This is a genomic window from Streptomyces sp. NPDC050625, from assembly GCF_040654755.1.
In the GTDB taxonomy this organism is placed as follows: Bacteria; Actinomycetota; Actinomycetes; order Streptomycetales; family Streptomycetaceae; genus Streptomyces.
This window is the reverse complement of record NZ_JBFAIQ010000020.1, coordinates 12,437-24,727: the sequence shown is the minus strand read 5'-3', so window position 1 is coordinate 24,727 and position 12,291 is coordinate 12,437. Positions and strand designations below refer to the sequence as shown.

General features: G+C 73.0%; 10 protein-coding genes. 1 reads left to right on the top strand and 9 read right to left on the bottom strand.

Annotated elements, in window-relative coordinates; translation table 11 throughout:
* Nucleotides 1–70: 70 nt before the first annotated feature.
* From AB0I54_RS33010 to AB0I54_RS32985, 6 genes are all read right to left on the bottom strand, one after another.
* Nucleotides 71–496, bottom strand: a complete 426-nt coding sequence (locus AB0I54_RS33010; protein WP_363299906.1) for a GNAT family N-acetyltransferase — start codon at nt 494–496, stop codon at nt 71–73.
* Nucleotides 497–553: 57 nt separating this feature from the next.
* Nucleotides 554–1,441, bottom strand: a complete 888-nt coding sequence (locus AB0I54_RS33005) for an LLM class F420-dependent oxidoreductase (protein ID WP_363299905.1) — start codon at nt 1,439–1,441, stop codon at nt 554–556.
* Nucleotides 1,442–1,583: 142 nt separating this feature from the next.
* Complete coding sequence (locus tag AB0I54_RS33000; protein ID WP_363299904.1) at nt 1,584–4,151, bottom strand: ABC transporter permease; 2,568 nt, start codon at nt 4,149–4,151, stop codon at nt 1,584–1,586.
* 4 nt (nt 4,152–4,155) lie between these two features.
* Nucleotides 4,156–4,965, bottom strand: a complete 810-nt coding sequence (locus tag AB0I54_RS32995; RefSeq protein ID WP_363299903.1) for an ABC transporter ATP-binding protein — start codon at nt 4,963–4,965, stop codon at nt 4,156–4,158.
* Nucleotides 4,966–5,123: 158 nt separating this feature from the next.
* Nucleotides 5,124–5,846, bottom strand: coding sequence for a class I SAM-dependent methyltransferase (locus AB0I54_RS32990; RefSeq protein WP_363299902.1), 723 nt, complete (start codon nt 5,844–5,846; stop codon nt 5,124–5,126).
* A gap of 78 nt (nt 5,847–5,924) precedes the next feature.
* Nucleotides 5,925–6,611: an alpha/beta fold hydrolase gene (locus tag AB0I54_RS32985; RefSeq protein WP_363299901.1), complete on the bottom strand. Its 687-nt coding sequence runs from the start codon at nt 6,609–6,611 to the stop codon at nt 5,925–5,927.
* Nucleotides 6,612–6,728: 117 nt separating this feature from the next.
* On the opposite strand from AB0I54_RS32985, the gene AB0I54_RS32980 reads away from it, so the two are divergent.
* Nucleotides 6,729–8,906, top strand: coding sequence for a helix-turn-helix transcriptional regulator (locus tag AB0I54_RS32980; RefSeq protein WP_363299900.1), 2,178 nt, complete (start codon nt 6,729–6,731; stop codon nt 8,904–8,906).
* Nucleotides 8,907–9,019: 113 nt separating this feature from the next.
* On the opposite strand, the gene bioD is transcribed toward AB0I54_RS32980, so the two are convergent.
* From bioD to bioB, 3 genes are read right to left on the bottom strand one after another with little or no spacing between them, the layout of a single operon-like run.
* Complete coding sequence (gene bioD / locus AB0I54_RS32975) at nt 9,020–9,736, bottom strand: dethiobiotin synthase (RefSeq protein ID WP_363299899.1); 717 nt, start codon at nt 9,734–9,736, stop codon at nt 9,020–9,022.
* A 1-nt stretch (nt 9,737) separates the two neighbouring features.
* Entirely contained in the window at nt 9,738–11,018 is a 1,281-nt protein-coding gene (locus AB0I54_RS32970) for an adenosylmethionine--8-amino-7-oxononanoate transaminase (RefSeq protein ID WP_363299898.1), read from the bottom strand.
* Nucleotides 11,011–12,246 (bottom strand): biotin synthase BioB, encoded by a 1,236-nt coding sequence (bioB, locus tag AB0I54_RS32965; protein ID WP_363299897.1) that lies wholly within the window; start codon nt 12,244–12,246, stop codon nt 11,011–11,013. The genes AB0I54_RS32970 and bioB overlap by 8 nt, the downstream gene beginning before the upstream one ends.
* Between the last annotated feature and the right edge of the window lie 45 nt (nt 12,247–12,291).

The following is a 12,291-nucleotide window of genomic DNA, read 5'->3' as shown; positions in this document are numbered from 1 at the left end:
GCTCACACCTTTCGTCGGAGGCCGAGTGACCGGAGTCGTTCCCTCAATAGTAAAGGACGGGCAAAGTGGCTCAGTCGGTCAGCGGCTTCACCCAGCGCCGCCAGTGCTCCTGAGGCGTGTACCCGGCCGCCCGCCAGGCGTGCTGAGCGGTCTCGTTGCGGACCAGCACCATGGCGTCCCCGCGTCGGCCGCCCAGCCGTACGAACCGCTCCTCGGCGGCGGCCAGCAGCGCCGAGCCGATGCCCTGCCGACGCCGCCCGGGATGCACCGCGAGCCGGTACAGATGACAGCGCCAGCCGTCGAAGCCCGCGATCACCGTGCCGACCAGCTCCCCGCTCAGCTCCGCCAGGATGAGCGCCTCGGGGTCGCGGGCGACCAGCCGCTCCACACCGTCCCGGTCGTCGCTGATGCTCGTGCCCTCCGCAGCCGACTTCCAGAAGGCCAGCACGGTGTCGAGGTCGTCGGGTCCGGCGGCCCGTATGCGCAGTTCCGTCATGCGGACGATCACACCATGGGCCATGGAACCCGACGCGGAATTCCGGCATGCGGACGGCTACTCGCCGCGCAACTCCGCGATCACCGGCGCGAACTCCTCCATGTACGGCTCCAGCACGGTCAGATACGAGAACCCGTACCGCTCGCGCCGCGCCCGCACCTGCTCGACGAGCCGCTCCGGCGGACCGGCCAGCACGACGGGCAGCTCCAGCGCCTGTTCGGTGGTGAGCTGCGGCTGGCGCTCCAGCAGCGGCTTGAGCGCGGTTCCGGGGTCATCCGTGAGGGCCACCGTCTGGAGGAGCAGGTTCAGCTCGGCGGGCTCCGCTCGTCCGGCCGCCAGTTCCTGGTAGCGGCCCACGCGTTCGTCCAGCTCCCCGGCTGTCATGGGCCGCAGCCGTCCCGTCGTGCTCCCCGGCACCAGCCCGACCCCGGTGAAGCCGGCGATGTCGGCGTGCTCGGCGGTCAGGCGCAGGACCCGGTCGCCGTTGCCGCCGATCAGCAGCGGGACCCGTGACTGAGCCGGGCGGGGCTGGTGGTCCGCGGAGCCGAGCAGCCGGTCCAGTTCCTCGACCGTGCGCCGCAGATGGTCCACCCGCTCGCGCGGTGAGCCGTAGGGCAGGCCGGCCGTGTCGTGCTCAGCCTGTACGTAGCCGGTGCCGAGGCCGAGTTCCAGGCGGCCGCCGGTCAGCGCGTCGGTCGTCGCCACCTCACGGGCCAGCAGCGCCGGGTTCCAGAAGCCCGCGTTGAGCACGAACGTGCCCAGACGCGGCCGCTCGGTCGCCTCGGCGGCCGCCACCAGCGCCGGGAACGGCGCGGGCATGCCGAGGTGGTCGGGGACGAGGATCACGTCGTACCCGAGCTCCTCGGCACGCCGGCACTTGGCACGCCACTGTGCGGTCGGCGCGGGAGCGAGCAGGTTGACCCCGAAACGGAACGGACGCGGCATGAACCCTCCCCGACGGCACGTGACTTGAGATTCCACCGCGATTCCATCACCCGAGGGCGAGGGCCGCCGGCACGTTCCTCACGCGTGCGCGGCGGCCGCCGGCACCTTCATCACGGCTGCGCGGCGGCCGCCCGCGCCTCCATCACTCGTGTGCGATGGCCGCCAGCACATTCATGCGGGAGGCGCGCAACGCCGGCAGCAGTGCCGCCACGATGCCCACGACCGCGGAGCCGATGACGACCGCGACGATCGTGCCCCAGGGGATCGCGAGCGCCGTCATGCCCTGCAGCGCCAGCACCTGCTGGGTGCACACGCCCCACACCAGTCCCAGCGCCAGCCCCAGGACCGCGCCGAACACCGCGATCACCACCGACTCCAGCCGGATCATCCGGCGCAGCTGCCGCCGGGCGAGCCCGATAGCGCGCAGCAGGCCGATCTCCCGCGTGCGTTCCACCACCGACAGGGCGAGGGTGTTGACGACACCCAGTACCGCGATGACGATCGCGAGGCCGAGCAGCGCGTACACCAGGTAGAGCAGCACCGCGATCTGGTCGTGGACCAGCTTCTTGTAGTCGGCCTGGTCGCGCACCTGCACCTGCGGGTACGCGGCGAGCGTCTTCTCCAGGCGCGAGCGCAGCTGGTCGGCGGAGGTGCCGGAGGACTTGTTGACGTACAGGGACGCGTCCTGCCCGCCGGGCACGTACTTCTCGGCCGTGCCGATGCCGAAGAACAGCCCGCCCTGCATGCCGAACCCGCCGGAGCCGGCCTGCTCGGTGAGCGCGCCGACCTTCATCCCGGTCGTCCGGCCGCCCGGGAACTCGACCGGGATCACACTGCCGAGGCGCACCTTGTGGTCCTTGGCGAAGTCGGAGTCCATGCCGAGGCTGCCGTCCGCCAGCGCGGCCGCGGTGTTGCCGCTCGCGTAGGTGACGTGGGCGACGTCGTCGACCCGGGAGTCGTAACCGGCGGCGGTCGTCTCGATCCGCTTGCCGTCCGGCAGCCGCACCGCCACGGGCGCGAACCGCTGCCGTACGACCAGGCCCACCCCCTCCGTGCCGCGCACCTTGTCGGTGATCTCCTTCGTGAACGGCAGGAAGTTGCTGTTCTGCACGACGAAGTCGGCGCCGAGCGTCTTGTCGATCTGCTGGTCGAAGGACTTGGACATGGAGGCGCTCGCCACCGACATCCCGCCGACCAGGGCCAGTCCGACCATCAGCGCGGCCGCGGTGGCACCGGTGCGGCGCGGGTTGCGCAGCGCGTTGCGCTGGCTCATCCGGCCGATGGAACCGAACAGCGCCGGGAAGGCCCCGCCGAGGACGCGGATCACCGGCCGCACGAGCAGCGGTCCGGCGATCACGGTCGCGATGAGCGTCAGGACGACACCGAGGCCGAGGAACGAGGCCGCCGAACTCGTCCTGGTCGCCGTCGCGCAGCCGGCGAGCGCGGCCGCGCCGGCCGCCCCGACGACGGATCCGACGATCGCCCGCGTCCGCAACGGCCGCCCCACACCGGCGATCTCGGCGTCCGAGAGCGCCGCCATCGGCGACACGGTCGCCGCGCGCCGGGCGGGCAGATACGCCGCGACGAAGGTGACGCCGACACCGACGACGTACGCCGCGACGGGGGTCGGCCATCCGACGACCATCTCGGTGGCCTTGAGGTTCATGCCGAACGCGCTCATCAGCTTGATCAGCCCGAACGCGAGGCCGATCCCGGCCGCCAGACCCAGCGAGGACCCGACCACGCCGAGCAGCACCGCCTCGGTCAGCACGGACCGACGCACCTGGCGCCGGTCGGCGCCCAGCGCCCGCAGCAGACCGAGTTCGCGGGTGCGCTGGGCGATCAGCATGGAGAAGGTGTTGACGATCAGGAAGATGCCGACCAGGACCGCGATCCCGGCGAAGCCGAGCATCACGTACTTGATCACGTCGAGGAATCCGCCGAGGTCGGCGGCGTCCGACTTGGCCTGCTCGCCGGCCGTCTTCAGGTCGTAGCCGCCGGTGCCGATCGCCTGGCCGACGCGCTGCTTGAGCACGTCGTCGCTGACGCCCTTGGCCGCGTCCACCGAGATGGCGGTGGCCCGGTCGGCGGAGCCGAGCAGTTCGCGGGCGGCGACGGCGGGGTCGAGGAAGACGAGCGCCGCGCCCGGGTTGGTGGTGGTGAAGGTGGCGATGCCGACGACCCGCACCTCGAAGGTGCCCGGCTGCGCCTGCACGGTGAGCGTGTCGCCGATCCGTACGTGCTTCTTGTCGGCGGTGTCCGCGTCGAGGAGCGCCTCGCCCGCGCCGCGCGGGGCGTGGCCGGAGGTCAGCTTCACCGGACTGCGGTCGGTGAGGTACCAGTCGGTGGCGATGGTCGGGGCGCCCGTGGTCGGGCCGACGGACTTGTTCCTGCTGTCGACCACCACGATGTTCTGCACGGACACGTCCGCATGGGTCGCCGCGACCCCGTCCACCTTCGCGACCTGGTCCGCGAGGGCCGCCGGGACGGTCTGCACGGCGCCGGTCGGCACGGACGACTTGAGGTCCTCCTTCGGCCCCACCGTCACATCGGCGGCGGTGGAGGCGAAGAGCCGGTCGAAGGTGCGGCTGACCGTGTCGGAGAAGATCAGGCTGCCCGCGACGAACGCCACGGACAGGACGACGGCCAGCGCGGACAGCAGCAGCCGTCCCTTGTGGGCGAGGAAGCTTCTGAGAGTTGCCTTCAGCACCGGGTCAGTCCTCCTCGGCGGCGCCGTCGCCGTCGAACGAGCCGCGCGCCACGTCGAACCGCTTCATCCGCTCCAGGACCGCCTCCGCCGTAGGCTGCTCCATCCGGTCCACGATCCGCCCGTCGGCGAGGAAGAGAACCAGGTCGGAGTGGGCGGCCGCGCCCGGGTCGTGGGTCACCATGACGACCGTCTGCCCGAGGTCGTCCACGGCGTCCCGCAGGATCCCCAGCACTTCGAGACCGGCGCGCGAGTCGAGGTTGCCGGTCGGCTCGTCGGCGAAGATCAGCTCGGGCCGGGAGGCCAGCGCCCGCGCACAGGCGACGCGCTGCTGCTGACCGCCGGACAGCTGCGTGGGCCGGTGCTTGAGCCGGTCCCGCAGCCCGAGGGTGTCGATGACCTGGTCCAGCCACTTCTCGTCGGGCTTCTTGCCCGCGATGTCCATGGGCAGGGTGATGTTCTCGGCCGCGTTCAGCGTCGGGATGAGGTTGAACGACTGGAACATGAAGCCGATCCGGTCCCGGCGCAGCCGGGTCAGCTCCCGCTCCTTCAGACCCGTGATCTCGGTGTCGCCGAGCCACACCTGACCGGCGGAGACGCTGTCGAGCCCCGCCAGACAGTGCATGAGGGTGGACTTGCCGGAGCCCGAGGGCCCCATGACCGCGGTGAAGCGGCCACGGGCTATGTCCACGTCCACCGAGTCGAGGGCGCGCACCGTGGTCTCGCCCGAGCCGTACGCCTTCGTCAGACCGCGCGCGCGGGCGGCGGTCCCGTCGGCCGACCGCCCCGGCGGGTGCTCCGCAGCAGGTGTGGACAAGGCCGCCTCCTCGCTCGCCTGGACTTCAGCACTCCCTTGCCGCGGCCGAGCCTAATGTGACGGTGGGCACAGCCGGTATCCCCCCTGTGGCCGAGGCGGTCTCCGCCCCAGGAAGGGTCCCTGATACCCGTGTAAGGGGCAGCCTTCACCCCGCTGGATCAGCTCTCCGCCGCGCCCGGCGCGCGATCGGCGGCTTCGTCGGCGTGGCCGGGGCGTCGTGCCGAGCCCAGTACGCAGTACGAGGCGGGCAGCCTCGGCCCCTTCTCCGGCATCAGCACCTGCTGGTACGGGCCGAGTTCGAACCCGGCCTCGCGCAGCGCGGCGACCGGTTCCCGGGACAGGTGGCAGCCACCGCTCAGCGCGGGCCACAGCGTGCGGTCCAGGGCGCGCTGGGTGAAGGTCATCGCCCGGCCGCCGCCCCGGCCGTGCTCGAAGAACCGCACCTCGCCGCCGGGCCGCAGCACGCGCCGCAGCTCCCCAAGAGCGCGCGGTACGTCACGGACGCTGCACAGCACCAGGGACAGCACGGCCGCGTCGTAGGCCTCGCTCTTCACCGGGAGCGCCTCCGCCGCACCCGGCACCACGTCCACCGGCACCTCGCAGCGCCGGGCTGCCTGCACGGCCAACTGCCGCAGCAGGCGCTCCGGTTCGATCGCGACCACCTCGGAGACCGTGCCCGGGTAGTGCGCGAAGTTCAGTCCGTTGCCCGCGCCGATCTCGATCACGCGCCCGGACAGTCCGGCCAGCAGCCCCTCGCGCACCCGGGCCATGCCGAGTCTGGTCTCGGCGCGTGTACTGACGCGGGCGTAGCAGCGGGCGAACAGCGGGTGGTGGACGGGATCCCGCGCCAACTTGCCGGAGTCCGCGGGCCGAATCCCCATGGCAACCTCCCAGACAGGACGGCCAGGTCGTAGGGGGATTGTCCCCCGTGCGGGCCCGTCACACCCCCCGCCACGGGCTCACGCGATGAAGTCGCGCACCTGTTCGTATATGCCGTGGTCGTTGTTGGTGTCGGTGTGCGAGACGCAGCCGACGTCGACGTTGACCGCCCCGCTCAGCTGCGCCGAGGAGTCCGGGTTGATCGCCTCGTCGCAGTGCGACCAGTAGGCCGCGTACGACGGACTGCCCGGGGTCTCGTCACCGGAGTTCAGCGCGGTCAGGAACGAACTGCCGGTCTGCATCTCCTTGCAGGACGTGTACAGCCACCCGCACAGGGAGGCGATGTCGGTGCCGTGGTTCACCCCGGCGACCGACACGAAGTCGTCGACGTACCACGTCCCGCCGAGGTTCTTGAGGTAGTACCGGCCGCTGAGCGCGCCCATGGAGTGGACGACCAGGTCGACCTTCGAGGCGCCGGTCCTCGTGAGCACGTTCTTGACCTCGGTGGCCAGCTGCGAGGCCGTGGTGGCGTTCGACTGGGACCAGTCGTAGGACCACGCGAACAGCTCCGAGGACGCGTAGCCGTCGGCCTCGAAGTCCGCGACCCAGTCGTTCCAACTGCTCGACGAACTGCTGATCCCGTGCACGAACACGATCGGATCGTGGCTCGCCGCGTGCGCCGGGGCCGCGGTGAGGGGGAGCGACACAAGGAGCGATGCGGTCATCGCCGACAATACCGTGGCGATGCGACGCTTGTGGCGTTGCATGGATGCCTCCTGAAACGGGTGGGGTTGTTCAGGAGTGTCGGGACGGGTCTACGCGCGCCGCATCGGTGAAGTCGCCAGTCTTTACGAGTCAACTAACTCGCCAGTAACGTCAATTGCGTGGTGACGCCGGTGAATCCCCCACCTCTTGACCGCACTTCGCCACCGCAGCTCACCGACGCGGGGCGACGCCTGGATCCCGCGCTCCCCGAAGGCGTCCGCGCCCGGGTCCTGCGGGTCGCGCACGGCGATCCGCACGCCGCCGCCGAACTCGCCGCCCGGCTGACCGAACGGCAGACCGCGGGCCTCGACCCGCTGCCCACCGAACCCGCCGACGTCGCCCCCGAGTTGCTGCGCGCCCACCGGGGCGAGATCCGCGCGCTGCCGGACGCGACCCGGCTGCTGTTGCTCCTCGCCGCCGCGGACCAGTACCCCCTCGCCACGCACGCGTTCCCGCGCGCGGTCGCGGCCGGCCGTCTCGACCTCCGCCCGCTGGAGGCCGCCGAGTCCGCCGGCGTCGCGCACGCCACGGTCGGCGGGGTGGCCTTCCGGGACGCCTGGACGCGGATCGCGGCCTACGAGACCGCGTCCCCGGCGGACCGGCGTGACGCCCACCGGCTGCTGGCCCGGGTGCTGAGCGGCGCGGGGGAGACGTCCCACCGGTCCTGGCACCGCGGAGCGGGGTCGCTCGGGCCCAGCGGACGGCTCGCTGCGGAACTGCGCACGGCCGCGGAACACTCCCGGGCCGCCGGACGGCTCGCCCTGGCCGGTGCGCTCACCGAACGCGCGGCCGTCCTCTGCCCCGCACCGGCCGAGCAGGACCGGCTGGTGGCCAGGGCCGCGGCCGACGCCTGGTCGTCGGGAGACGCCGACCGGGCGCGCCGGCTCGCCGCCCGCACGGACGACCCCGCGCTGAGCGGCATCCTCGCCCTCCGGGCGGGAAACGCCCCGGAGGCCTTCGACGCCCTGCTCGCGGCCGCGGTCCGCCGGCCGCGGGCCGAGGACGTCACCGAACTGCTGGCACTGGCCACCGAGGCCGCCGTCTACACCGGGGACCTGAGGAGATGCCGTGAGGCGTTCGTCGCCGCCCACTGGCTGGGAGTCGCACCGCCCGGCGCCCTCGCCGGGCTCTGCGCAGCCGTCGAGGGCCGCTACGAGGACGCCCGTGCCGTACTGAAAGCGGCAGCGGGCCGGTGCGGGCCCGGCGGCGACCCCACCCTGCTGATCCACTCCGGAATCGCCGCCCTGATGCTCGGCGACCACACCCGCGCCGCCACCGCCACCCTCCGGGCCGCCGCCTCCGCCCGGGCGCGGGGCACCCCCGTCACCGCGGTACAGGCCATGGAGTTCCGTGCCTACGCCGACTTCTGGACCGGACGGACCCGCGCCGCCGAGGCCGCCGCACAGGACGCGCTGGCCCAGGCGTACGCCACCGGGCAGGACAACGGGGCCTGCCATCTGCGGGCCGCCCTCGCCATGTTCGCGGCGGTCACCGGGGACGAGGACGCCTGCCGGGAGCGCGCCGCGGACGCCCGCGCGCACGCCCTCTCCCGCGGTCTGGGCCTGCCCGCCGCGCTGGCCCAGTGGGCGCTCGCCTTCCTGGACCTCGGCAGCGGCCGGTACCCCGCCGCCGCGGCCCGGCTGCGCGCCCTCGCCGGATTCGGTCCCGGCCACGGTCACCGTGCCATCCGGCACCTGGCCACCCCGCACTACGTCGAGGCCGCCGCACGCACCGGGGACACCCGGGTCGCGCGCGCCGCCCACGCCGACTACCAGCGCTGGGCGAGCGCCGTCCGCAGTCCCGACGAGCTGGCGCTCGGCGCCCGCTGCCAGGCCCTGCTCGCGCCCGGCGCCGAGGCCGTGGAGCACTACCGCACGGCCCTTGATCTGCATGCCCGCGGCACCCGCGACTTCGAACGGGCCCGCACGGAACTGCTGTTCGCGGGCACCCTGCGCCGACTGCGCCACCGCACCGAGGCACGCGACCGGCTGCACAGCGCCCTGGAAGCCTTCGAGTCCTTCGGCGCCCCGCACTGCGCCACGCAGGCCCGCGCCGAACTCCGCGCCCTGGGCACCCCGGTGCCGGCGCCCGCCGCCACGGATCCGGCCGCCGTGCTCACCGCCCAGCAGTTGATGGTCGCCCGGATGGCCGCGGAGGGTGCCACCAACCGCGAGATCGCCGACCGCCTCGCGCTCAGTCCCCGCACGATCGACCACCATCTGCGCGGCGTCTTCGCCCGGTTGGGTATCCGGTCACGGATCGAGCTGGTGCGGCTGCTTGCGCGGGGCGACGACTGAAGAGCTCCGGAGCCCGGGCGCGAAGTGGCCCGGGCAGGAGCGACCGCCTCGCGCTCAGCGGCTCACGCGCTCCGGAGCGCGGGCGCGGAGCGACGACCCCGCGCCCAGCCTGCTTACGGTGCCTCTCGTACCCGGAACGCCTCCGCGTCCCAGCTGCCGTCCAGGCGAGGAGACAGCCAGCCCGGAGCCGCGCTGCGGAAGTCGGCGGGTGACAGTGCCCCGGCCCCGGCGGGCAGCGCGCCCAGCAGCGGGGCGGCCGCCACCTCCGGCAGGTCCGCGAGGTTGCAGCGCGAGGCGAGGTCGGGTTCGTCGGGCCAGCTGCCGATCACCACGCCGAGCAGCCCGATCTCCCGGAACCGCAGCTCACGCGCCGTCAGCTCGGTGCTGTTCAGGGTGCCGAGCCCGGCGCCGACGACGACCAGCACGGGCGCGCTCAGCAGCCGCGCCGCGTCCGCCAGCGTCCCGCCCGCCGCGTCGAACCGTACGAGCAGCCCGCCCGCCCCCTCGACCAGTACGAGGTCGTGGTCGGTGGCCAGCTTGGCGGCCGCCTCGGCCACCTCGTGCGGGTGCACGGGTGCGAGACCCGCCCGCCGCGCTGCCGTGCCGGGCGCCAACGGGTCCGGGTAGCGGGCCAGTTCGGTCGCCGTCACCGCGCCCGCGAGACGCGCGACCTCGTCGGCGTCCCCGCGCTCGTCCGGCCGTACCCCGGTCTGCGCGGCCTTCAGCACGGCAACCGACCGGCCGGCCGCGAGCGCTGCCGCGGCCACCGCGGCGGTCGTGACCGTCTTGCCGACCTCCGTGCCCGTGCCCGTGATCACCAGTACCGGCATCTCACCCCTCCCGCGCCGCCGCGCACACCGCGCGCGTGATCCGAGCGAGGTCCGCGTCACCCGTCACATAGGGCGGCATCGTGTAGATCAGATCGCGGAACGGCCGCAGCCACACGCCCTCCCGCACGGCGGCCCGGGTGGCCGCCGCCATGTCCACCTCGTGGTCGAGCTGTACGACCCCGATCGCGCCCAGCACCCGGACGTCCTTCACCCCGGGCAGGTCGGCGGCCGCGGCGAGCCCGTCCCGCAGGCCGGTCTCGATCCGCTCGACCTCGGCCTGCCAGTCCTGGCCGAGCAGCAGCCCGATCGAGGCACAGGCCACGGCCGCCGCCAGCGGATTGCCCATGAACGTCGGACCGTGGGCCAGCACCGGCACCTCGCCCTGCGAGATGCCGTCGGCCACCCGCGAAGTGCACAGGGTGGCCGCCATGGTCAGATAGCCGCCGGTCAGCGCCTTGCCCACGCACATCACGTCCGGCGTCACGGCCGCGTGGTCCGCCGCGAACAGCGCGCCCGTGCGCCCGAACCCCGTCGCGATCTCGTCGAACACCAGCAGCACGTCGTGCGCGTCGCACGCCTCGCGCAGCACCCGCAGATAGGCGGGGGAGTGGAAGCGCATCCCGCCCGCGCCCTGCACCACCGGCTCGACGATCACGGCGGCCAGTTCCCCGGCGTGCCGCTCGATCGCCGCGCGCAACTGCTCGGCGTACGCCTCCTCGTACTCGGCGGGCGGCGCGTCCGTGAACACCTGGCGCGGCAGGATGCCGGACCACAGCTGGTGCATGCCGCCGTCGGGATCGCACACGGCCATCGGCTGCCAGGTGTCCCCGTGGTAGCCGCCCCGCCAGGTCAGCAGGCGCCGCTTCTCCGGACGGCCCAGCGAACGCCAGTACTGCAGGCACATCTTGACCGCGACCTCGACCGACACCGAGCCGGAGTCGGCCAGGAAGACATGCTCAAGTCCATCCGGCGACATGTCGACAAGGAGCTTCGCGAGCCGGACGGCGGGCTCGTGCGTGAGCCCGCCGAACATCACATGGCTCATCCGCCCGAGCTGCCCCCGCGCCGCCTCGTCGAGCACCGGGTGGGCGTAGCCGTGGATCGCCGACCACCAGGACGACATGCCGTCGACGAGTTCGCCCGAGCCGTCCGCGAGCCTCAGCCGCACCCCGCTCGCCGACTCCACGACGAGCGGTTCGACGCGCCCGGGCATCGGGCCGTACGGGTGCCACACGTGCCGCCGGTCGAGCTCCAGCAGCTCGGGCACGCTCAGGTCAGGCATTGGGCGCAAGATCCGTTCCGGCGCCCCGGCGGCGCACGGCGACCAGATCGGTGCGCGGCTCGTTCGCCCGCGCGGTGGCCTCCGCCGGCGCGGCGGCGACGGAACCGCAGACCCCGCCGCCCTCGTGGGAGCCGCAGCCGGCGGCCTCGTGCGACCCGCAGCCGCCGCCCTCGTGCGACCCGCAACCCGCCTCGGCGTGCGACCCGCAGCCGCCCGCGGCACTCGCGCGGTGCTCCGGAAGCGTCACCTGGTCGGCGCCCTCCACCTCGAACCCGGCGTCCGCGATCATCTCCAGGTCCGCCTTGCCCGCCTGGCCCTCGCTGGTGAGGTAGTCACCGAGGAAGATCGAGTTGGCCAGGTTCAGCGCGAGGGGCTGCATGGTGCGCAGATGCACCTCGCGGCCGCCCGCGATCCGCACCTCGACGTCCGGGCAGACGAACCGGACCATCGCCAGGATGCGCAGACACCGCTGCGGGGTGAGGTTCCACTCCTTGCCGAGCGGGGTCCCCTCGAACGGGATCAGGAAGTTCACCGGCACCGAGTCCGGGTCGAGCTCGCGCAGCGAGAAGACCACGTCCACCAGGTCCTCGTCGCTCTCGCCCATGCCCGCGATCAGACCGGAGCACGCGGACAGACCGGCCGAGTGCGCCTTCTGCACCGTGTCCACCCGGTCGGCGTACGTGTGCGTGGTCGTGATGTCCGCGTATGTTCCCTCGGACGTGTTGAGGTTGTGGTTGTACGCGTCCGCGCCCGCGTCGCGCAGCCGCTCGGCCTGGCCGTCGGAGAGCAGACCGAGACAGGCGCACACCTCGACGCCCTCGTTCTGCTCCTTGATCGCCTTGATGGTGTCCGACACCCGGTCCACGTCCCGGTCCGTCGGGCCGCGTCCGCTGGCCACCAGACACACCCGCTTGGCACCCCCGGCCAGGCCCGCCGCGGCGGCCTGGGAGGCCTCGTCGGGCTTGAGCCAGGTGTACTTCAGGATGCCCGCGGTGGAGCCGAGCCGCTGCGAGCAGTAGGAGCAGTCCTCCGGGCACAAGCCGGACTTGAGGTTGACCAGATAGTTAAGTTTTACGCGCCGGCCGAACCAGTGCCGGCGCACCTTGCCGGCCGCGGCCACCACATCGAGCAGGTCGTCGTCGGAGGTGGCGAGCACGGCGAGTGCTTCGTCGCGGGTCGGCAGCTCGCGCCGAAGCCCCTTGTCCACCAGCGTGTTCAGCAGGTCCATAAGGTCCGATCCTGTCCTACGGGACCGCCCCGGGCCAAGGAGAGT